The sequence below is a fragment of the Chryseobacterium aquifrigidense genome, assembly GCF_006716485.1.
GTDB lineage: Bacteria > Bacteroidota > Bacteroidia > Flavobacteriales > Weeksellaceae > Chryseobacterium > Chryseobacterium vietnamense.
In genome coordinates, this window is the sequence record NZ_VFPD01000001.1 from 2,458,361 (window position 1) to 2,480,944 (window position 22,584).

Sequence of the window (22,584 nt, forward strand, 5' to 3'; positions counted from 1 at the left end):
CATAAAATTGATCTTAGAACAAGTAATACAACTGTGTTAAAGGAAGTGTTTCTGCCGGTTCACAGGTGATGTATTCACCGTCTACCGTTACTTTATAGTTTTCAGGATTTACTTCAATTAAAGGCGTTTTATCGTTGTGGATAAGGTCTTTTTTGGAAATATTTCTACAGTTTTTTACCGGAAGGATCATTTTCTCCAATTTATAAGAAGCGATGGTTCCGTTGTCGATCGAGATCTGAGAAACAAAGTTTGCACAAGTACCAAACTTAGCTTTTCCATGGGCCCCGAACATATTTCTGTAAATAATAGGCTGCGGCGTTGGAATGGATGCATTCGGATCTCCCATTTTAGCAGCAATTACAAATCCTCCTTTTACAATCATTTCCGGTTTCACTCCGAATAATGCAGGTTTCCAGATCACCAAATCTGCCAGTTTTCCTTCTTCGAGAGATCCTACATATTCTGAAATACCATGTGCTATAGCTGGATTGATCGTATATTTGGCCACATATCTTTTTGCACGGTAGTTATCATTTCCACTGTCTTTATCTTCAGCAAGATCACCTCTCTGCTCCTTCATTTTGCTCGCAGTCTGCCATGTTCTTGTGATTACTTCTCCCGGTCTTCCCATTGCCTGAGAGTCTGAGCTCATGATGCTGAAAACCCCCATATCATGAAGGATATCCTCTGCTGCAATAGTTTCAGGACGGATACGTGAATCTGCGAATGCTACATCCTCAGGAATATTTTTGCTCAGATGGTGACAGACCATCAGCATGTCTAAGTGCTCATCGATTGTATTTACAGTATAAGGACGTGTAGGGTTTGTAGAAGCGGGTAACACATTTGGATACATCGCTGCTTTGATGATGTCCGGTGCGTGGCCTCCACCAGCTCCTTCTGTGTGGAAAGTGTGGATTACTCTTCCGTTGATCGCTCTCATTGTATCTTCAAGAAATCCTCCTTCATTCAGGGTATCGGTGTGGATGGCCACCTGAACGTCATATTTATCAGCTACTTTCAAAGCAGCATCAATCGTTGCAGGAGTTGCTCCCCAGTCTTCATGAATTTTTACTCCTAAAGCTCCGGCTTCTACCTGTTCTTCAATAGGTTCTTCTGCTGAACAGTTCCCTTTCCCGAAGAAACCCAGGTTCATAGGATATTCTTCTGCCGCTTCAAGCATTTTCTGCATATTGAATTTTCCCGGAGTTACTGTTGTAGCATTGGTTCCGTCGTTGGGACCTGTTCCTCCACCGATCATAGTCGTAATTCCACTGTATAAAGAGGTTTCGATCTGTTGAGGACAGATGTAATGAATGTGTGTATCAATACCTCCAGCTGTTACGATATATCCTTTTCCACCGTGAACTTCAGTTGATGCTCCGATAATCATATTAGGAGATACACCATCCATCGTATCCGGATTTCCTGCTTTTCCGATTCCTACGATTTTTCCGTCTTTGATTCCGATATCTCCTTTTACAATTCCCCAGTGATCAATGATAACAGCTCCCGTGATACAAAGGTCCAGAACCCCTTCGTCTCTTTTAGCGGTAACATTCTGCCCCATACCGTCACGTACGGTTTTTCCCCCTCCGAAAACGGCTTCGTCACCGTAATGCGTGAAATCTTTTTCAATTTCAATAATAATTTCAGTGTCTCCCAGTCTGATTTTATCTCCGGCGGTAGGACCTAATATATTGGCGTATTGTTTTCTGTCTACGTGTAAGCTCATCTTAGTGATTTTTAAAGTTTAATTCTTCAACTTTTGCAAGGCTCGTTTTTTTCTGTTCTTCGGAATCTACCTGTCCGTCAACAAGATTATTGAAGCCCATTGCTTTTTTGGTTCCTCCTATTTCTACCAATTCCACTTCTTTTTCTTCTCCCGGTTCAAAACGTACTGCAGTACTTGCTACAATATTCAGTCTCTTTCCGAAAGCTTTTTCACGGTCAAAACTCATTGCTTTATTAACTTCGAAAAAATGGAAGTGTGAACCTACCTGAATAGGGCGGTCTCCGGTATTGGTTACTTTTATTTTCACAGTTTCTCTGCCTTCATTGCAGATAATTGTTCCTTCTTTTACAAAAATTTCTCCTGGTATCATCATCAGTAGTATTAGCGGATTGGGTTGTGTACGGTTACCAGCTTAGTCCCATCAGGAAAAGTGGCTTCAATCTGAACATCATGGATCATTTCTGACACGCCTGGCATTACATCCTCTTTTGTAAGGAGATTAGCGCCTTCCTGCATCAGTTCAGCTACTTTCTTACCATCTCTTGCTCCTTCAAGCAAAAAGTGGCTGATCAGTGCTATTGATTCCGGGTAGTTTAATTTAAGGCCTCTTGCCTTTCTTTTCAGAGCGAGTTCGCCTGCCAGAAACAGCATAAGCTTTTCCGTTTCTCTCGGTGTTAAGTGCATAATATTTTTTATTTAAAATTGGACAAACAGTATCCTATTCACCTCTCCGTAAAGGCAAACCGATATGTTCAAAATGTAAAATGGGAATGATTCTTACAGGTCTGTATTGACATGAATACAAACCACAGCGGATCATTAAAAATTAAGAAAAGAGATTAGCACCCCGCTATCTGTAAGCAATGATACAGGATGTATCTTGGTGCTGTAATATAAATACGGTTTTGAACGGCCGCAACCCGTGTATTGTGAGAATACCCTGCAAAGAAATAATGAAGCCACTGCTGGGCAAGTACAGAGTAATCGAATTTCACTTTCTCCCAGTCATTGGAATCCTGTACATCCTGCACATCTGAAAAACTATACATTTCAGGTTGGGTCTGCTGATCGGATTTCTGCTGAAGGAGATTAATTTTTGAAAGAATATCAGAGTATGGTTGAGTTTTCCCTTTATGTGCAAAAAGACCTGCACACAACGCTGAGAAAAATAAGACAAAAGAGAAAAATAGGACTCTTTTTTTCATACCTGTTAATAATGGTGTAAAATTAGAACAATCTTATCCCTCCGGCTATCAAAAAAATTATTTAAAATGTTCAAAATCGCAACAAATGTGAATTTATATAATTTTAACTTTCTGTTATAAATCCCTTGTTTACAGCAATTAATGACTATTTTTAAACTATGACAAATATTTTATTGTCCCAATTCCTACAATTATAACAAATTGATGCATTTTTTTCTAAAGGTTAAAGAATAATCAAAACATAAGAAAATTTGATAAAATTATCTTCAAAAAAAGCTGATATACCATCAGAAAACTCATTTTAGCGTTTATTTGACAAAAACAGATGGCATTTTTTCTTTCTTTATAATTATTGTAAATTTGTATACACATCTTATTTAATTTAATAAAATAATAAAAACGTAATATGTCAAAAGCAATTTCGCAAGTACCATTAGCGGTAAACGAGCCTGTAAACTCATACGAACCGGGATCTCCGGAAGTTAAAAGCCTTATCGACACTTATAAAAAAATGTGGGCTGAAAAGGTAGAAATCCCAATGATCATCAACGGAAAAGAAGTAAAGACTGAAACAAAAGTACAGCTTCAGTCTCCACAGGATCATGCTCATGATTTCGGGTTTTACTACCAGGGTGGTATGCAGCATGTGGATGACGCTATCAACGCGGCATTGGCAGCTAAAAAAGAATGGAATGAACTAGGCTGGGAGCAGCGTGCAGCAATTTTCTTAAAGGCAGCCGATCTTTTGGCTGGTCCTTACAGAGATGTAATTAATGCAGCAACAATGATCGGACAGTCTAAAAATGTACACCAGGCTGAAATTGATTCTGCTTGTGAGTTCATTGACTTCCTAAGATTTAATGTAGAGTTCATGACAGAAATGTATGCTGAGCAGCCGGTTTCTGACAATGGAATCTGGAACCGTGTTGAGTACAGACCATTGGAAGGATTCTGTTTTGCAGTAACTCCATTCAACTTTACAGCGATTTCAGGAAATCTTCCGACTTGTATGGCAATGTTAGGAAACGTTGTCGTTTGGAAGCCATCTGATAAGCAGGTATATTCTGCAAAAGTAATCATGGATGTATTAATTGAAGCGGGTCTTCCTGCAGGGGTAATCAATATGATCTTTACCGATGGTAAAGAAACTGCTGAAAAAGTACTGGCTCACAGAGATTTCGCAGGTCTTCACTTCACTGGTTCTACAAAAGTATTCCAGGGGATGTGGAAAATGATCGGTGATAATATCCACAACTACAGAACATATCCAAGAATTGTTGGAGAAACAGGAGGTAAAGACTTCGTTATTGCTCACCCTTCTGCTAACGTAGAAGCTGTAGCAACTGCATTGGTAAGAGGTGCTTTCGAATATCAGGGACAGAAATGTTCTGCTGCTTCAAGAGCTTATGTACCTAAATCTCTTTGGGCTGATGTGAAAAAAGTAATGGAGGCTCAGATGGGCACAATCAAAATCGGTTCCCCAGAAGATACTTCTAACTTTGTAAACGCTGTCATCGACAAGAATTCTTTCGAAAAATGTAAAGGATATATCGACAGAGCAAATGCTTCAGGTGAAGCTACTGTAGCTATCGGTGGAAAATATGACGATTCTAAAGGATGGTTCGTACACCCAACAGTAATTGAAACTACAAATCCTCACTACGAAAGTATGGTAGAAGAGATCTTCGGCCCGATCTTATCCATCTACGTATATGAAGATCAGGACTGGAAAGAAACTCTGAAACTTGTAGATTCTACTTCTCCTTATTCATTAACAGGTTCTGTATTCTCACAAGACCGTTATGCAATCAGTGAAGCTTACAAAGCTTTAGAAAATGCATCAGGTAATTTCTACATCAATGATAAACCAACAGGTGCTGTAGTAGGACAACAGCCTTTCGGTGGTGGTAGAGCTTCAGGAACAAATGATAAAGCAGGTTCTAAAATGAATCTTCTAAGATGGGTTTCTGTAAGAAGCGTAAAAGAAACTTTCGTTTCTCCTAAAAACTACAAATATCCATACCTTGGATAATTAATTAGTAATGAGTAACAGGCAATGGGTAATTTTTGTCTGTTCTTTACATACAGCCTCGGAATTTCGGTTTCGGGGCTTTTTTGTGGTGAGAGACGGGGTGCGAGGTGCGAGGTTCGGGATTCGGGTTTGAGAGTTTTAGGGTTATAGCGTTTTAAGAATATTAGAGTATGAGAGTATTTTTGGTAATAAAATATTTTTTTTGACTACATTAAACATTAAACTCGAATCCCGAATCTCGCATATCCCGTAGCTCGTATCCCGAAACCCGATATCTCCACTAACATCTTTTAACAAACTTTACCTATATTTTACGATTTTCAATGTCCTGTTAGGAATAATTATTGATTTTCTGTTATTATACACCCCAAAATAAAATAATATGAAAAAGTTATTGCTAACAGCTGTCGGAATAGGAATATTTGCAGTGAGCTGTGGAACCAAAGAATCGACAATGTCTACAAGTAGCCGGGATTCAGCAACAGTAGGTAATACACAGAAAAGTATACCACCTACTACTACTGATACAACGTCTACCAAAATGACGAATCCTGATACAATCAAGATAAAAAGGGATTCTATGGCAACGTCTCCTGTGAAATAGTAATGATAACATTCAATCTAAAAATGGAAAATCTGCAGATGAAAGCTCTGCAGATTTTTTTTATTGAGTTACCAGCAATATTGGAGTTATCATCAAGTTTTAGCTTTAAAGGACTATTATTTAGGTTTTGGCTAAAGCCAATGGGTAAGATTTATGGTTAGCTGGGTTAAAACCCAGCCCTATTGAATTTTAATGACAACATCTTTTATCTTTTATCTTTTATCTTTTATCTTTTATCTTTTATCTTTTATCTTTTATCTTTTATCTTTTATCTTTTATCTTTTATCTTTTATCTTTTAATCCTTATATTTGATTACATCAACAATCAAAATTAACTATTATGAGAAAATTATGGATAGGAGCAGTTCTTGGACTTCTTTTCCTTGGAAGTTGTGCTCAAAACAAAGAAAAAAGAGAGGAATATAAAGATGCTCACGATAAAGATTCTTTAAGAAACAGAATGGGTGATTCTGCTGTAGCAAACTCTATACCTTCACCCACAGCCTCAGATACTTCAAAAGTAAAAACCGACAGTACGAAAATTAAATAAAATCACAAATCCACAGAAAATCTGTGGATTTGCACTTAAAAAAACTTGACTGAAAAAAAACCGGGCAATCAACCCCGATTATAAGATATGATACATATTCTGATCAGAATATTTCCTTAAAAAATTAAAAATGGGAATGCAGTTTCTCTTACGATGATCTTAATTCAGAATTGAAATAAAAGTGATAAGCTGTAACAGATTGTCTTGTGCACTGTGAAACTGCCACAAAGATATGACAGCAAAGGTTTCCTTTAAAATAATAGGTTGTTCATTTTCGTGAAAATGGTAAGATAGAATTACATAAAGTCTCTCTATTTAATCATTTTCAGGAAAATGAACATTTTTATCGGATTGTTTTTCAGCATCCAGGTATTTGATATATGCTGACGGAGAATAGTCTGTAACGGCCTTAAAGACAGCAGCAAATTTGCTGTGTGAAGAGAATCCGCACTCGTCAGCAAGGATACTTATTTTATACTGTCGGTACTTCTCATCATTGATAAGCTTGTCTACTATATAGTTGATTCGTAAACGATTGATATATGTTTTGAAATCCGCATTCTTATGCTGATTGATTACATAAGACAGGTATTTTGTATTGGTATTCAATTCACCTGCAAGGAAAGACAAAGACATCCCTTTATTGTTGTAAAGATCCCCTTTTTCAAACTCTTCAAGAAGTTCAAGCAATTTAGATTCTGTCTCAGAAGTCATCAGAGAGTCATTCCTTCTTCGGTTGGCTTCAGAGTCTTTTTCATCAATTTCTTCCACAAATATGTTCGAAAACTCAGAATCGTCAGATTGAGCTAAAGAATAATGAGTTCTGGTACCGATCATATTTAACTGCGCTCTTATAATATTTCTGAACTTTGAACGCTGTTTTCTCTGCTTCGTCCTGAAGAAAATAAGTAGGCCCACCAGCGAAGTAAACAGAATAATAATGGCTGCATTTTTCACCAGATTCATCTGCCCTCCTTTTTTATGAGGCTTTCCTTTCAGAGGCTCGGTTCCCTTTGCTGCAAAACTTTGATTACGAGCTGCAATACTGTCGTAAGCACGGATATATTTCACCGCATATAATGAAGCTTTAAAATTGTCCCCGATTCCTTCATAGTAATCATTAATATTGGAATAAACTGCTTTTTTAAGCTTAAGGCTTCGGGATGTATCTGCAATTTTCTCTGCTTTTTTAAGATATAGTTCAGCATCTTTCCAGTTTTTCTGCTTCAGACGGATTCCTCCCAGGCCATTGTACACCAATCCCAATGTACAGCTTCCATTTTTCAGCAGACCTTCTGCTTTTCGATAATAATTTTCGGAAACAGAGTAATCATTAAGTTTGAAATAGACATCTCCCAACAGCTGATAAGAGGCTGCCGCCGTTCTGTTTTCATTAGAACTGTTTATTTTTTCAAAATATTTCAGAGAAGACTCAATATTCCGTATTGCATTGGGAAAATTCCCCATCTCCATTTCATAGAAGGCCATTTCCTGATTCAGCAGACCTGCCGCTTCATTACTTTTCTGAAAATCAACAATCTGAGCTGACGCTTGCAGCCCTTTTACAATATATTTTTTTGACCTTTCGTATAACCCTACCTGTCTATATTGCCTCGCAAGTAATCTGGTCACCACAGCCATCCATTCGGGATCATTGATCTGATTGATCACGGAGTAGGCATTTTCGCTGTAACAGATTGCTTTTTTAAGTTCACCTGCATGATGGTATAGTTCTGAAGAGAGCACAAGGCATCTTATTTTCTCTGAAGGTTTCTGTGCCTTCATGTAGAGAGAATCTGCAGTTTTGATGGCTTTGGGTAAATCCTTATAGGCTGTTACGGAAGAGGTTCTCTCACAGATAAGGTCAAAGTTACTTTTTTTCTGAGCGAATATGGGGACTGCCGTTGCCAGCAAAAACAAAAATTTCAGGAGATTCTTAGACATACAAAAACAAATTATTATTTTTATTTTATAATAATTCATCATTATTTTCACGGGGTGTCTTTTTGTTTTTTACAAAACTAGTGATATTTTATTTTTTATTAAAACATTATATTGAAATTTAATCATTTAACCTAAACCTGTAATTTACATTAATTTTAATAATAAGACTAAAACAATATACGATTATCTTCAATATAAGCTGAAGCCTGTTTTAAAACCAAAGTTCCTGTATAATTATTTTCAATATGAACGGCTCCGGTGTCATCATATTTATTACATTTGCATGGAATAAAAAGTTTTTATGAAAAAAATAGCCATACTTTCCTCAATCTTTATAGGAGCTCTTGCATGGGCGCAGGGAATTAAATTTGAAGAAGGCAATTTTGCCTCTATTATTGCCAAAGCGAAAAAAGAAAAAAAACTGGTCTTTATTGATGCATATGCCTCATGGTGTGGGCCTTGTAAACTGATGGTTAAAAATATTTTCCCACTTCAGTCTGTGGGAGATTACTACAATTCTCACTTTATCAATGCTAAAATTGATATGGAAAAAGGAGAAGGAATTGAGCTGGCAAAAAAATATAATGTTAAAGCATTTCCTACTTACCTGTTTATTGACGGAAACGGTGAAGCTGTACACAGAACGTTAGGATATGTGGAAGAAAAAGACTTTATCCAGTTTGCAAAAGACGCGGAAGATCCAAACAAAAGACTCACTTCTCTGAAGCAGCAGTTTGAAAAAGGCGAAAAAGATCCTGAGTTTTTAAAGAATCTTGCCGGACTTACTATGTATAACGATGCGGAGTTTGCAGGGAAAGTTCTTAACCGCTATTTTCAACAGAAAGCAAGCTTAGATCAGGAAGATATCCAAATGCTTCTTTCAGGAGTACAAACTACAGACAGTCCTCTGTACAAAATTTTCCAGGATAAAAAAGCAGATATCATTAAATTCTTCCCGGAAGATAAATATGAAAAGTTTGATAAAAATATTAAACTGAACACTGTTTCTAAAAAAGCATATAATCCGGATACTAAAAAATGGGATGATAACTATTTCATGGCTGAAACTCAGAAATTCCTGAGCAAAGAAGAGGCTGACAAGATCTTAAAAAGAATGAAAGCCAACAGAGCGTTAAAGAATAAAGATATTCCTGAATATGAAAAACTAATTCTTGATATCTATAAAGATTATTCTGCGGCTGGTTCTGAAGAGCTGAATTCTCTTGCATGGAACTTCTTTGAAAATGTGAGCAATAAAACGTCTCTGGAAAAAGCTATTGCGTGGGCACAGGAGTCTGTAAAGAAAGATCAGAACTTTGCCAATACAGATACTTTGGCAAACCTTTACAATAAGGTTGGTGACAAGAAAAATGCAAAAATGTGGGCTGAAAAGTCTATTGAACTGGCAAAAAGCACAGGACAGGATTCTACAGACACCGAAAAACTATTGAAAAGCCTTTAATTAGGATATATAAAATAAAAACCGCAGAACTTTAATTCTGCGGTTTTTTTATATTGTTTAGTGAGTAGGAATGGTAAAAGCACCCCGTCAAAAATTCTTTGAATTTTTGACAATCCTCCAAAGGATGGGAATTTTCACGTCTTCAGTTGTAATATAAGTAAAAATGAAGCTTCCTAATGCTTTAGTAAAGATACAATAGCGATTTATTCTCTCTTTTTTAGTATTCAAACAGAACACTTCCCCATGTAAATCCACTTCCGAAAGCAGAAAGAAGTACAAGGTCTCCTCTTTTGATTTTTTCCTGTTCAATCGCTTCACTTAAAGCAATAGGAATGGAAGCAGCGGTTGTGTTTCCATATTTCTGGATATTATTGAAAACCTTTTCATTGGGTAACCCGAATTTTTCCTGTACAAACTGAGCAATTCTAAGGTTTGCCTGATGTGGAATGAACATATCAAGATCTTCAACTGTTTTTCCCGCTTTGTTCAATGCTTCCATCATGGTTTCAGGAAATCTTGTTACGGCATGCTTGAATACGAAGTTTCCGTTCATGATTGGGTATACTTCTTTGTTGGTTACGTTTTCAGGCTCTTTTCTCATTCTGTCGCTCCATCCGAATTTTGAACCCGGAAACTGAGTACAGAGTTCATCTGCATATTTCCCTTCAGAATGCATATTGACAGCTAAAATATCTCCTGCATTTTCATCTTCTGAAGCTGAAAGTACCACTGCTCCTGCTCCATCTCCGAAAATAACAGACACGCCTCTTCCTTCGTCAGAAAAGTCCAGTCCGAAGGAATGAACCTCTGCGCCTACCACAAGAATATTTTTGTAAGTACCTGATTTAATAAATGCGTTGGCAACACTCATAGAATATACAAATCCTGAGCACTGATTTCTCACGTCCAATGCTCCAATGGTATCACATCCAAGCATATCCTGAAGCAATACTCCACTTCCAGGAAAATAGTAATCCGGAGAAAGGGTTGCAAAAACAATAAAATCAATATCTTTTGAGGTAAGACCTGCATTCTGAATAGCTTTTTCTGAAGCTTTAAATCCTAAATAAGCAGTAGTTTCCTGAGCGTCATTCCTGTTTTTTCTATGTCTTCGTTCCTTGATACCCGTTCTTTCCGTAATCCACTCATCATTGGTAGTCATTAGTTTTGCTAGATCATCATTTGTAACAACGTTATCTGGAACATAAAATCCCACCCCTTTTATTGTACTTTTAATCATATAGTTTTTTAATTTTGGCAAAGATAAAACTTATTTAACACATAGTTTTTCAAAATATTAGTATTTTTACTTTATGCCAATTGACACGTTATACAGAACCTCCCAGTGCGAATGGGTAGATGTAGAGGCTCCTACTTTAGAAGACCTGAAATTTCTTCATGAAAGATATGAAATCAACAATCTTCTTCTGGAAGATACGATGGATCCCAATCACCTTCCGAAATATGAAGAAGACGGGAATGTAAAATTCTTCTTACTCCGTGAAAGCACAGAGCTCGAAAGAAAAAATCTGAACACCATCAGTGATATCAGTACCAAGATTGGAATTTTTCTGGTGGAAAATACCATCATCACCATTCACAGGATGAAAACCAGAAGTATTTCCGAGACCAGGAAAAAAGTTTCCCTGATTCAGGAAGACCTTAAGCCCCAGCAAATCATGCTGATGATTGCGATATTGATTATGAAAAGTTTTGATGATGAATCTTTAAGTCTGTTTGAAACGATGGACAATATTGAGAATGAGATTTTTCTTAAAAATACCAATCATACCAGCCAGATCCGCCGTCTTTACAAACTGAAACGAAAATCAGGGTTGAATTCAAGGGTGCTTGTGATTTCTACAGATGCCATTGATAAATTTAAATTGCTGAACTTACAGGACTCAGAGATTGTCGATTTAAAAGATAAGCATAAAGACGTGGTGGCCGATTTTGATCATTTGAATATTCAGATTACCAACCTTATTTCCATGTTCCTGGCACTTTCGGACCAAAAGGCCAACCAGGTGATGAAAGTTTTGGCTATTTATTCGGTTTACTTCTTACCCATCACCTTTATTGCCGGAGTTTATGGAATGAATTTCGATAATATGCCTGAGCTTCATCATAAGTACGGATATTTTATCACATTGGGAGCAATGGCAACAGTGGTGATCAGTACGTTTATTTATGTGAGACGAAGACAGTGGTAATGGCATAAAACAAAGACACAAAGATCTTATTTTCCAATAAAATACAGCCTGTAAAATCACTTCTGTCTCTAACCAACACCTCATCAAAACAAAATACCATGACTACTGAAAACCTAAGCAAAATTCTGGAAGATCCTTCTCTATCGCAGGCATCCAAAGATAAATTGCTTGCTTTACACGAGAATATCTCTGCCAAAGAATTCTCTGATCTTCTGGATCAGAATGGCAGTCAGTATGTAGAATTTGTGCAGGAAGGTGGTGGTGTCTGGGGAAGCGCATTGGTAGGCTATCTTTATGGGCTGGAAATATTTGGAATCCGTTTTCTGAAAGTGGCAGGTACAAGTGCCGGAGCTATTAACACCATGCTTATTGCTGCCTGTAAGACCAAAGAAGAATCTAAAAGTGAGCTTATCAAGGATATTCTTTTCAGCTGGAATTTTGCAGATTTCATGGATGGGAAAACCTATGTAAAAACTACTCTCCATGCGATGCTTAACAACAAAGATTTCTTTAAAATCAATGCTGTTATTGCCGCTATCCTTTTTATGATTCTCATCAGCATTCCTTTTCTTGCTCCTTCCACAACGATCCTGAATGCAAAACTGATGTTTTTGATTCCTTTGATTCCAGCGGTTATTCTCTTTTTCTGTATTAAAAAGCTGTACAATAATTTCAGGAAAGAAAACAGCGGACTGAATCCCGGAAATGTTTTTCAGAATACCATGCAAAATGCGCTGGATCAGTTTGGAATACAAACTGTTGCCCATCTCAACGAAAAATTCATTCAGAAAGAAAGTAACCTCAACCTCAATTACCGCTATGGGAACGGGCAAGAATATTATCTGATGGCTCTGCAAAGCATCGAAAAAATTAAAATCAAAAATCAGATACACATTGACCAAACCCGATACAGAATTTTCTATGAAAGTGCTGTAAATAACGACTATTATAAAAACAATCCGTTCTACCTTCTTAAATCTGAATATGTTGTCATTACCACTGATATCAATGCCAAAATTAAGGTAGAGCTTCCTACGATGGCCAATCTCTACTGGTCTGAAGAGGAACTGAAGCACATCAGCCCTGCTGAATTTGTAAGAGCTTCTATGGCAGTTCCTTTTTTCTTTGAGCCTTTCCAAAAACAAATCAATAAAGATAATGATTCTGTAAAATATGCATGGAGATACTGGATGAATACCAAACCTGAAGACATCAACCCTGCCGGGGTTTTCATTGATGGCGGCAGTATTTCCAATTTTCCTATTGACCTGTTTCATGCTGATGAAGTCTTTTATCCGAGAATGCCACTTTTCGGAGTTCAGCTAACCAGTGATTCTGCGATTCTTTCTGAAAAAGGAAAAACAAGTGAAGAAATCCTTAAGACCCCTTTCAGCTACGCCGGAAACATCATCAGTACTCTGAAGGGCTTTAATGATAAAACATTCCTTACCAAACATACTTTTTACCGCTCTTACAGCATACAGAGCGTCAACTGTGGCACCAGCAGCTGGCTGAATTTCTTTATGAAAAAGGAAGAAAAAGAAGAACTTTTCAACAGAGGCTTTCAGGCTGCTCTAGATTTTCTCAACACCTTCAACTGGGAAAAGTATAAATATGAAAGAATGATGCTCACCATGAAAGAGAAAAAAATACTCAAAGAAGAAGATACGCATACCGTAGGATAAGGATTTTTGAGTATTTTAGCTTTTTAAATAACCATGAAAAAGAGACCTTTTTTTATTCTTGGGATCGCGATGATCCTTATTTTTATTTCTATTCCTGTTATTCATGTTCTTAAAACAAAATGGAGTGAATCTGATCGTAAAAATGAAATTCCTGAAGGGTATACTAATGATGCGAGCCAGCTGAATTTAACGAAAATTGATACACTCATCAAAGTTCCAACTTCTAAACCAGAAATTGAAAACCAACTTCGCCAGATCATACAATACGCAAAGAAAAAGAACTTAAAAATATCAATTGCCGGGGCCCAGCACAGTATGGGAGGACACACCATCTATCCTAACGGAATTCTTCTGAACATGCTTCCTTACAAACATATGGAACTGGATGAAAAGAACAACATCCTGACAGTTGGCTCGGGAGCTCTTTGGGAAGATGCCATCAAATACCTTGATAAACATGGAAAATCTATTGCCGTGATGCAGGCATTCAGCTCTTTTTCTGTAGGTGGATCGATGAGTGTTAACGGTCACGGGTGGCAAAAAAATCTTCCTCCTGTTTCTTCCAGTGTTGTTTCCTTCACCCTGATGGATCAGAATGGAAAAATCCTTCATTGCAGCAGAGAAGAAAATCCTGAGCTTTTCAAGCTCGTAATCGGAGGTTATGGTCTTTTTGGGATTATTCTTGATGTTCAATTAAGAGTGGTAGATAATATTGCTCTTCAGTATAAATATATCCGTCTAAGTGCTGATCAGTATCCGAATTATTATAAAAAATTCATTTCCAAAAATCCTGCTGTTAACCTGGTTTTCGGAAGATTGAGAATTTCTGATAAACATTTTCTGGAAGAGGCTACGATCAATTTTTTTGAGAAAGCTAATGAAAAACCTTTACCGCTGCCCCTTCAAAATGCCAAAAATGAAGAAACAAAACGCCTTGTGTTCAGAAGTACAGTCAATAGTGAATATGGAAAAAGGCTTCGCTGGGATCTTGAAACCGGAATGAATAAAATAACCAGAAATGCAGTATATTCCAGAAATGAGCTTCTGAATGACCACGTTTCACTCATTGAAAACAAAGATCCTTATTCTACAGATCTTTTGCAGGAGTATTTTATTCCGGAGAGAAACTTCAGCCAGTTTATTAAAGATATAAAACCTGTGTTGAAAAATTCTGGTTTAGATTTGCTTAATATCACCATCCGTGCTGTGAAAAAGGATGAAGACAGCTATATGAATTATGCGAGAAAAGATGTATTTGGATTTGTATTTTTATTCAATCAAAAAAAGACAGACAAGCAGGAAGAGGCCATGAAAATATTAACGAATAAACTTGTTGATATTACATTAAACAATGAAGGAACGTTCTATTTACCTTACCGTCTTCATATTGACAGAGAGAAAATGAGAAAGGTATATCCACAGGCAGAATCTTTTTTTGAGCTGAAAAGAAAATATGATCCTTCTGAGATCTTTGACAATAAATTTTACCAACATTACAAATAAAATACGATGACGAAATACATCTGTCAGTGCTGCGGAGAAGAGAAAGAAGACTGGCCTGCAATAGCCTATTCATACCCTTATTTTTACTCCTGCTTATCTGAAGAAGAATTGAAAAATGCTGAACTCAGTTCAGACCTTTGCATTGTAAAAGAGGAAGAAGATACCCATAGATTTATCCGTACTGTTCTTGTACAGGAAGTCACAGATGACTGTAGAGACCTGGATTATGGAATCTGGGTTTCACTGAGTGAAAAAAGCTTCAATGAATATGTTGAAAATTATGATAATAAAGATTTCGAAGCTGAATATTTCGGATGGCTTTCCACCTATCTTCCGGATTATGAGTTTGAGGAGAGTGTTCCTACAACGGTGGTGGTAAATAATTCTGTCGGAAGACCTTTTGTCTATCCCCATCAAAGCTATGATCATCCGTTTGTACACGATTTTTATAATGGGATTACAAAGGAAGAAGCAGAGAAAAGAATCAATCGGGTTTTAAACAAATAGAAAAATGAAATCAATTTACAAGTACCTCTTTTTTATCGGATTATCAATGTTTGTTCTATCCATTATAATGTTCTTTACGTCTGTTGGATTATTTACGGCAAGAGGAGGTTATTCTGAAATCATTGTAAAGTTAGGTGAAATTTCCTTTCTCCTGTGGTATCCTTTTTTAATTATGGGAATATTTTTAACCATCTTAGGGATAGGAATCTATTTTTCAAAAACCTCAAAATAGATTCCTATTGATTTCTATAAATTATCCAGAAACTCCAGATACATCGGAATACTTCTGTTGATCCATTCATCGGAAGAATCTCTTTCAATTCCGTAATACACAAAAGGTTCTTTATAATCGGCTTTTATATAATCAAAAGTCAACTCATAAGGTCGGAAAAGTTCCTTCATGGTATATTTATATTCTCCCGATTTAGAATATCCATCTTCATCTATTCCTGCGGTAACAGCCAGTGTCATTTTCTTTCCAGCCAGTTTGAAACCGCTGTTGCTTCCATATGCCCAACCATATAAAACCACCTCATCCAGCCATTGTTTTAAAAGCGGCGGGCTGCTGAACCAGTAAAACGGAAACTGAAATACAATTTTGTCATAAGATTCCATCATCTTTTGCTCTTCTGCCACATTAATTTTTCCATCAGGGTAAGCTTTGTACAGTTGATGAACGGTATATTTTTCAGGATATTTTTTTAATTCGTCGATCCATTTTTTATTGATCACTGATTTTTCAATATCAGGATGCGTCACAATCACTAATGTTTTCATTATGTTTAAATTTCTGATACAAAATTACTGCACATAACTTACATTTTGTACATTAGCAACCTATTGTATGGTACTATAAAAAATGTAAGTAATGACTAAAATAAAAGAAACCTCAACTAATTTTGCCAATAAAAAAGCGCTTGCTGATGAATGCCCTGAAATTTATGCATCCAACATTATCGGAGGGCAATGGGCATTGGCAATATGCTGTTATCTGATCAACGGAAAAATGAGATTTGGGGAACTTAGAAAAAAGCTTCAGAACATTACCGAACGTATGCTCACCCTTCAACTTCGCAGGCTGGAAGAAGATAAAATCATTACCAGAACAGTATATGCTGAAGTTCCTCCAAGGGTAGAATATGAACTTACAGAAATCGGGTACAAACTGAAACCCATTATTCTGGAGTTTGAAAAATGGGGAAAGGAGCATAAGCAGATTATGGATAGCGAATAAAAAGATTTTGGGTTAAAGAATTTTCACTGTATTATTGATGATCAATGTTACCTGTTCTGCCTATGACAGATCCGGAAAAGTGTAAGCAGTACAATTCCTGTATCCGGCAGCTTATAAAAAGTGATCTGATCAGAACAATAGGAACGGGTTTAGCCCGTTTACTACAAATTAAAACTTCAATTGGCTTTAGCCTGAACTTAAAATCTTAGCGAACCGGATTGAGCTTTCTTTTTCTTATTCTGAATTTATTATTTATTCCACGAAGGCTTTTGAGCTAATACTTTCGAATGTATCGGACAACTTTCGTGATGAGCTCCTTTCAGATATCCTGTGCTCATAAGAAATTCGTTGACAATTTCTCCTCCTGTAAATTTGAAGGTTTTTTTGAATAATTTCATCCATTCCTGCAATGTCAAAGGATGATGATGTTCCAGCCATTTTTCGAATGAACCAAATTCCTTCTGCAGTTCAATAATTGTTTTGGCATTTTCAATGGCAGCATTCACTTTTAGTTTATTTCTGATAATTCCCGGGTCACTCAGCAGTCTTTCGCGGTCTTCTTCCGTATAAGCTGCAATTTTCTGAATATCAAATTGATCATAAGCTTTTCTGAAACTATCTTCTTTTTTCAAAACCGTTTCCCAGCTTAGTCCTGCCTGATTAATTTCAAGAATCAGTCTTCCAAATAATTCATTATCATCATGAATAGGAAATCCGTAATAGTTATCATGGTAATTTTTGTGCAGTTCTTTTCTGCTTGCAGGCTGCATGCCTTCTATGGCTAAACAATAACTCATTTCAATGTTTTTTATATTTGTGTACAATTTCTGATCTGTAAAGATAAACAGGAACTGTGACAACTGTCCGTCAGCAGTATTTTTATTTTTAAATTAAATCATATTTCAGTCTTTTCCTCGGATTAAAGAATATTTAGTAGTTTAGAAGACTCAAACTACCATCATGAAATTTCTGTTTTCCAGCCTTTTTATTATAACATCAATTTTTTTCAACGCACAGAATTTATATTCTAAAGCCTACGGAAATCCGAAAAAGCCTCCTGTTATTTTTATCCATGGCGGACCGGGTGGAAATGCAACGTTGTTTGAAGGAACTACGGCTCAAAAGCTTGCCGACAAGGGATTTTACGTCATCGTTTATGACAGACGCGGTGAAGGTCGCTCAAAAGATGAAAATGCAGCCATGACATTCAAAGAAAGTTTTGAGGATTTAAAAGGTATTTATACAACTTATCATCTTCAAAAAGCCAATATACTTGCTCATAGTTTTGGTGGGATTATCGGGACTTTATTTACATCTCAATTTCCCGAAAAAGTCAATTCGCTTACTCTTGCCGGAGCTTTATTTACCCAGCAGGCAACCTATGATCATATTCTAAAACTGGCTAAAGAACATTTTAAAAATGATTCTGCCCAACTCAAGGAGATTTCTGAAATAGAAAATCTTGATAAAAATTCTGCAGCCTATAGAAAAAGATGTTATGAAATAGCGGGTAAGCTCAATTTCTTCGATATGCCCCATCCTACTCTTAAAAGTGAAATGCTGAGAAACGAATATAAAACGGGCGAATTTTCCAGAAACAATATCAGAAATGCTGATTCACCCCTTAAATTCTATAAAAATGAACCTCTGAACAACCTTGATAATACTTCTGTTTTAAAAGACATCCGAAAAAAAGGAATTCCCCTTTTTGCTGTGTATGGTAAGAACGACGGAATATTTTCAGAAAAACAGCTGAATGATCTTAAAAATATCGTTGGACAGAAAAATTTCAGGCTTATTGACAACTGCTCTCATTATTTATTTGTAGATCAGCAGGACGATTTTTTAGAATTTATTAAGCTTACATTGAAATAAAGTGTAGTTTTGTAATCATGCCCAATTCAGGAGTCCATATGAAAAACTATAAAGCAATCGTTACGGTGCTTATTTTGGTGTTTTCATTATCTCCATGCGCTGTAAAACGGAATGTTCTTGATATTTTTGACATTCAGTTCATCAGCGGACTGAATAAGGTAAAAACAACGTCATCAATTTCCTTCAGCTGTGATGCAACATCTGCTTCTTCCGGAACTTCGGTTGTAAAAAACAAAACTCAGAACCAATATAAAGATTCTTTTTCCAATCTTTATACAACCACAGGAAATTCTTTTGAAAGGAAAATTTTCCTTAATGACTATTCCGGGAATTCTACCGGCAACAGCCCTCCGAAGTATATTCTATTTAAAAGACTGAAGCTTACTCTGGTTTAAAAAATTTTAACCCAATTAAAAATCAGTTTTTTACAATACAATATTAATTTCAATGAAACATATCACAAACCGCCAGTCTTCGGATCTGGCCGGATTATATACTTTATCCCTCCGAATGGTTATCGGATGGACATACTTTTCAGCGTTCTGGCGCAGACTGATCCTCGAAAACAAGCTTATCCCTGATGAAAAGGGATACATCGGGGAAAAATTCAATCATTTCTTACCGAATGCCCTGGGCATAAAGCCTGTTATTGAATATCTGGTAACTCATCCTGATGCTTTACAACGCTCGATGATGATTTTTACCATTATCGAAGCCATTGTGGGATTATTCATCATCCTCGGATTATTTACGCGTTTAATGAGTATTGGCATCTTCAGCCTTGCTCTCGGAATTTTATTGGGTTCAGGATGGCTGGGAACAACCTGTCTCGATGAATGGCAGATCGGTGTTCTGGGTGTTGCTGGTGGATTCGTACTGTTTCTGACAGGAAGCGGATCTTATTCTCTGGATCATTATTTCATGAAAAACAACAAAAAATTTACTCAAAAAGGATGGTTTTCATGGCTTGGTTCAGGAACTTTCCCTGTCTCAAACCCAAAAGTTTTTGTGCTGGCAGGCTCACTCATCATATTTGGATTGACCATTTTTACCAATCAGTATTTTCATGGAGGCGTATGGGGAACACTGCATAATAAATCGGTAAAACCTAAACTGGAAATTTCAAACATCACTCATCATCATTCAAAATTAAGGTTTGAAGTCTACAGAACAGAAGGTGCCGATGTGTACGGTTCTTTTCTGATAGGCATTCATATTCTGGATAAAAACGGAAAAATTTTAAAGGAACTTGATCATAAAGAACTCGCCGGAATTCCTAAAGAAAATATTCAGAATCATTATGTTGCCAAAGTGAAACCTGGAAAGCACAGCCTGATAATTCCATTGGGAGCAAAAGCTGATGTGACTCTGAATATTGATGATATTCTTCAGAAAAGCGAAATTCATGCACTTAAACTGATTGATGTGAGCGGGATTGAGTGGATTGAGAGGATTAAATAAATTGAAACTCAAGGTCCGGGATTCGGGGTGCGGGTTTTATGTTTTGTCTAAAGCCGATCCTTGATTTATAAGAGAGAAAGCGGACTAAAGTCCGCTCCTATTGTTGTTTGAAATTATTATTTTCAATATTCAGCTCTATTTTTCTGAGACAAGGATATGATAGCTGCATGAGCTGTCCGGATCAAGTCTGAGTACTTTTATATCCAATAAAACATCCAGTCCCATGGTGTCGCAAATGCCCTGTATGAAAGGTTTTATGACAGGCCATTTCAGCAGACCTGCAATTTGCAGGCTCTGCGTAATTTTGTGGTAACGGTCTGTCCCTTTAATAAGCATTTCGCATTTGTAGTCATTTAATTCTTTAAATTCAAAATTGTATTCGGGACTGGATGTAAAAATTGCTCCTATCAGTATTTTTGCAACAGCTGGAATTCCAGGCTGCAGGTTAGGTTTTGCTTCAAGATTCCTCAGTGTCATTCTTGATCCCAGATCATACATAAAAGTGCCGGAAATCTGTTCAATAGCTTCTGGTCCGTAAAGTTTTCCGATCTGCTTAAGGACGCCTCCATAAAAAGCTCCTGTAATATCAGACAAGCGCTGGGTAAGTTCTGTAAAAGTTCCGGGAAAGAAATCTGCAATAATCTGAGCCTGATTCATTTCAGAAAGATAGATGTCATCTTTTCTGAAGTCTGATAAAGCCAGATAGGTTTCCGGCAGTTGAATTTGATTCATAGTTAATACGTTATTAGTGTTTTGAAATCATGGTTAAGTGAAGTTATAAAACCATGTAAATCTAGAAAAAATAAATAAACTCTCCAATAAGTGATATTATTTTTCGTTTAACAAAATAAAAACAGAACGTATTGTAAATTATTACCTTATAATAAAAAATGGACATAAAAAAACCTTCGGAAATCCGAAGGTTTTTTATTTTAAAATTTAGTGCATGGCTTCACTCAAATCTATTTTTTCTTTGCTCTTTCTTTCTTTTACAAGTAAGATAAACGGAATACATATCAGGAATACGATTCCGAGGTAAAGAAACACATCCATATAAGATAATACAGTGGCCTGTTTCGTTACGGATAAGTCGAGCATTTTATACGCGGCATTCATTGCTGCATCAGGGGTCATTCCTTTTGCTATAAAATTCGCTTTCAATGCAGCCAGCCTTTGCTGAACATCAAAACTGTTTTCGTCCAGATGGGAAATTAAGCTATTTCTGTATTTCTGACCTGCATTAGCAATAAAGGTTGTAATCGCTGCAATTCCGAAAGATCCTCCCAGCTGTCTCATCATCCCTGTAAAGGCTGCTCCCTGACCAATCTCCTGCCCTTTCAATGTACTTAATGACAATGAGGTAATTGGAATAAATAACAATCCTAAACCTGCACCTCTCACGATCAGCATCCAGAAGAAGGCTTCTTTACTGGTATCCGGGGTCAGAATCTTGTATCCCCAGAAGCTATATACAAAGAAGATAAAGAGTCCTAATGAAACCAGGATCTGTTGTTTAGCTCCTTTTGCCAGCAATCTACCAATGATCGGCATCATGAAAGCTGTTGTCAATGCCGCCGGAATCATCAAAGCTCCGGACTGAAGTGCCGTCCATCCCAAAATACTCTGAGTATACAATGGAACGATGAATGTAGAACCATACAATCCGAATCCAAGCACGAATGACATCATAGTTCCGATTCTCAGGTTACTGTTTTTAAGTACCCTCAGCTCAACGATCGGATATTTAAAGGTAAGTTCCCTCCAAAGGAATAATATAAATCCTAAAACCGCAGCTACTGTAAACGCTACAATCATTCCGCTGGCAAACCAGTCTTCTTCATGACCTCTCTCAAGGATAAATTGTAATGAACCTACGGTTACTGCCAGTAATCCAATCCCAATCCAGTCAACATCCGAGACTTTACGTTTTTCTGCATATTTCGGACTTCTTACAAACTGCAGCGTCATCAGGGTTGCTGCAATTCCAATCGGAATATTAATATAGAAAATATATGGCCAGCTGAAATTATCAACGATATATCCTCCTAGAGGCGGACCTAAGGTAGGACCGATAATTACTCCCAGACCATAAATAGCCTGAGCCATACTTCTTTTTTCAATCGGATAAGATTCCGTAATGATCGTTTGTGAAGTTACCAATAAGGCTCCCCCACCGATTCCCTGCATTAATCTGAAGAACACGAGTTCCCAGATATTGGTTGCATTTCCACATAAAAATGAAAATATGGTAAATATAATGATGGATGCCGCAAAGTAATTTCTACGTCCAAACTGCTGGGAAAGCCAGCTCGTCATTGGTACTATAATAACGTTACCAATGGCATAAGCCGTAATTACCCACCCCACTTCTGAAAGTGTAGATCCAAGATTCCCCTTCATTTCATTCAAGGCAACATTAACAATCGTGGAATCTACAATTTCAAGAAGGGCACAAAGGATAGCAGTAATCGTAATGATCACTCTCCGCGCTCCATATTCTACTAATGAATCTTGCATAAGTTTTTTTCGATGTTAAAAATCAATGGTGAATTTTGCTTCGCAGGTGAATAGTGA

At 36.9% G+C, this 22,584-nt stretch carries 23 protein-coding genes; 13 read left to right on the forward strand and 10 right to left on the reverse strand.

Features of this window, described 5'->3' with window-relative positions; genetic code table 11:
• Positions 1-13: 13 nt before the first annotated feature.
• From ureC to FB551_RS10970, 4 genes are all read right to left on the reverse strand, one after another.
• Positions 14-1,735 (reverse strand): urease subunit alpha, encoded by a 1,722-nt coding sequence (gene ureC / locus FB551_RS10955; protein WP_047433939.1) that lies wholly within the window; start codon positions 1,733-1,735, stop codon positions 14-16.
• A 1-nt stretch (position 1,736) separates the two neighbouring features.
• Positions 1,737-2,105 carry an urease subunit beta gene (gene ureB / locus FB551_RS10960; RefSeq protein WP_047433940.1) on the reverse strand — a complete coding sequence of 123 codons (369 nt, stop codon included), beginning with the start codon at positions 2,103-2,105 and terminating at the stop codon, positions 1,737-1,739.
• Between the two features lie 11 nt (positions 2,106-2,116).
• Positions 2,117-2,419 carry an urease subunit gamma gene (gene ureA, locus FB551_RS10965; RefSeq protein WP_034697260.1) on the reverse strand — a complete coding sequence of 101 codons (303 nt, stop codon included), beginning with the start codon at positions 2,417-2,419 and terminating at the stop codon, positions 2,117-2,119.
• A 155-nt stretch (positions 2,420-2,574) separates the two neighbouring features.
• Positions 2,575-2,940, reverse strand: coding sequence for a hypothetical protein (locus FB551_RS10970; RefSeq protein WP_142017453.1), 366 nt, complete (start codon positions 2,938-2,940; stop codon positions 2,575-2,577).
• A 406-nt stretch (positions 2,941-3,346) separates the two neighbouring features.
• Between FB551_RS10970 and pruA the strand changes: the two genes are divergently transcribed.
• The 3 genes from pruA (at position 3,347) to FB551_RS10985 (ending at position 6,126) form a co-directional block, all read left to right on the forward strand.
• Positions 3,347-4,972 carry an L-glutamate gamma-semialdehyde dehydrogenase gene (gene pruA, locus FB551_RS10975; protein WP_142017455.1) on the forward strand — a complete coding sequence of 542 codons (1,626 nt, stop codon included), beginning with the start codon at positions 3,347-3,349 and terminating at the stop codon, positions 4,970-4,972.
• A 382-nt stretch (positions 4,973-5,354) separates the two neighbouring features.
• A complete protein-coding gene (locus FB551_RS10980) occupies positions 5,355-5,576 on the forward strand; it encodes a hypothetical protein (RefSeq protein WP_047433946.1) in 222 nt (73 codons plus the stop codon).
• A gap of 340 nt (positions 5,577-5,916) precedes the next feature.
• A complete protein-coding gene (locus tag FB551_RS10985) occupies positions 5,917-6,126 on the forward strand; it encodes a hypothetical protein (protein WP_047433948.1) in 210 nt (69 codons plus the stop codon).
• A gap of 315 nt (positions 6,127-6,441) precedes the next feature.
• Here the strand turns inward: FB551_RS10985 and FB551_RS10990 are convergent, their stop codons facing one another.
• Positions 6,442-8,070, reverse strand: a complete 1,629-nt coding sequence (locus FB551_RS10990; protein ID WP_167497846.1) for an AraC family transcriptional regulator — start codon at positions 8,068-8,070, stop codon at positions 6,442-6,444.
• Positions 8,071-8,371: 301 nt separating this feature from the next.
• Between FB551_RS10990 and FB551_RS10995 the strand changes: the two genes are divergently transcribed.
• Positions 8,372-9,532 (forward strand): thioredoxin family protein, encoded by a 1,161-nt coding sequence (locus tag FB551_RS10995; protein ID WP_142017459.1) that lies wholly within the window; start codon positions 8,372-8,374, stop codon positions 9,530-9,532.
• 217 nt (positions 9,533-9,749) lie between these two features.
• On the opposite strand, the gene FB551_RS11000 is transcribed toward FB551_RS10995, so the two are convergent.
• On the reverse strand, positions 9,750-10,772 hold the full coding sequence (locus FB551_RS11000) for a 3-oxoacyl-ACP synthase III family protein (RefSeq protein ID WP_142017461.1): 1,023 nt from the start codon (positions 10,770-10,772) through the stop codon (positions 9,750-9,752).
• Positions 10,773-10,845: 73 nt separating this feature from the next.
• On the opposite strand from FB551_RS11000, the gene FB551_RS11005 reads away from it, so the two are divergent.
• The 5 genes from FB551_RS11005 (at position 10,846) to FB551_RS23505 (ending at position 15,672) form a co-directional block, all read left to right on the forward strand.
• Positions 10,846-11,745: a magnesium transporter CorA family protein gene (locus FB551_RS11005; RefSeq protein WP_142017463.1), complete on the forward strand. Its 900-nt coding sequence runs from the start codon at positions 10,846-10,848 to the stop codon at positions 11,743-11,745.
• Between the two features lie 98 nt (positions 11,746-11,843).
• The gene (locus FB551_RS11010; RefSeq protein WP_142017464.1) at positions 11,844-13,430 is read left to right on the forward strand and encodes a patatin-like phospholipase family protein; all 1,587 of its coding nucleotides are present in this window, start codon (positions 11,844-11,846) and stop codon (positions 13,428-13,430) included.
• A 33-nt stretch (positions 13,431-13,463) separates the two neighbouring features.
• Positions 13,464-14,933: an FAD-binding oxidoreductase gene (locus FB551_RS11015; RefSeq protein WP_142017466.1), complete on the forward strand. Its 1,470-nt coding sequence runs from the start codon at positions 13,464-13,466 to the stop codon at positions 14,931-14,933.
• Between the two features lie 6 nt (positions 14,934-14,939).
• Positions 14,940-15,440, forward strand: a complete 501-nt coding sequence (locus FB551_RS11020) for a DUF2199 domain-containing protein (protein WP_047433959.1) — start codon at positions 14,940-14,942, stop codon at positions 15,438-15,440.
• 4 nt (positions 15,441-15,444) lie between these two features.
• The gene (locus FB551_RS23505) at positions 15,445-15,672 is read left to right on the forward strand and encodes a hypothetical protein (RefSeq protein ID WP_156121553.1); all 228 of its coding nucleotides are present in this window, start codon (positions 15,445-15,447) and stop codon (positions 15,670-15,672) included.
• A 14-nt stretch (positions 15,673-15,686) separates the two neighbouring features.
• Here FB551_RS23505 and FB551_RS11025 read toward each other — a convergent pair whose 3' ends face one another.
• Entirely contained in the window at positions 15,687-16,217 is a 531-nt protein-coding gene (locus FB551_RS11025) for an NAD(P)H-dependent oxidoreductase (RefSeq protein ID WP_142017468.1), read from the reverse strand.
• Positions 16,218-16,308: 91 nt separating this feature from the next.
• Here FB551_RS11025 and FB551_RS11030 point away from each other — a divergent pair, with 91 nt between their 5' ends.
• On the forward strand, positions 16,309-16,674 hold the full coding sequence (locus FB551_RS11030) for a winged helix-turn-helix transcriptional regulator (RefSeq protein ID WP_047433963.1): 366 nt from the start codon (positions 16,309-16,311) through the stop codon (positions 16,672-16,674).
• A gap of 248 nt (positions 16,675-16,922) precedes the next feature.
• On the opposite strand, the gene FB551_RS11035 is transcribed toward FB551_RS11030, so the two are convergent.
• Positions 16,923-17,471, reverse strand: coding sequence for a DNA-3-methyladenine glycosylase I (locus FB551_RS11035; RefSeq protein WP_142017470.1), 549 nt, complete (start codon positions 17,469-17,471; stop codon positions 16,923-16,925).
• 163 nt (positions 17,472-17,634) lie between these two features.
• Between FB551_RS11035 and FB551_RS11040 the strand changes: the two genes are divergently transcribed.
• From FB551_RS11040 to FB551_RS11050, 3 genes are read left to right on the forward strand one after another with little or no spacing between them, the layout of a single operon-like run.
• Positions 17,635-18,549, forward strand: a complete 915-nt coding sequence (locus FB551_RS11040) for an alpha/beta hydrolase (protein ID WP_047433965.1) — start codon at positions 17,635-17,637, stop codon at positions 18,547-18,549.
• A 38-nt stretch (positions 18,550-18,587) separates the two neighbouring features.
• Positions 18,588-18,944 (forward strand): hypothetical protein, encoded by a 357-nt coding sequence (locus tag FB551_RS11045; RefSeq protein WP_142017472.1) that lies wholly within the window; start codon positions 18,588-18,590, stop codon positions 18,942-18,944.
• A gap of 52 nt (positions 18,945-18,996) precedes the next feature.
• Positions 18,997-20,010 carry a TQO small subunit DoxD gene (locus tag FB551_RS11050; RefSeq protein WP_142017474.1) on the forward strand — a complete coding sequence of 338 codons (1,014 nt, stop codon included), beginning with the start codon at positions 18,997-18,999 and terminating at the stop codon, positions 20,008-20,010.
• Positions 20,011-20,145: 135 nt separating this feature from the next.
• Here FB551_RS11050 and FB551_RS11055 read toward each other — a convergent pair whose 3' ends face one another.
• Together FB551_RS11055 and FB551_RS11060 are read right to left on the reverse strand one after the other, a co-directional pair.
• Complete coding sequence (locus FB551_RS11055) at positions 20,146-20,742, reverse strand: hypothetical protein (RefSeq protein ID WP_142017476.1); 597 nt, start codon at positions 20,740-20,742, stop codon at positions 20,146-20,148.
• A gap of 207 nt (positions 20,743-20,949) precedes the next feature.
• Positions 20,950-22,527: a DHA2 family efflux MFS transporter permease subunit gene (locus FB551_RS11060; protein ID WP_047433973.1), complete on the reverse strand. Its 1,578-nt coding sequence runs from the start codon at positions 22,525-22,527 to the stop codon at positions 20,950-20,952.
• Positions 22,528-22,584 lie beyond the last annotated feature (57 nt).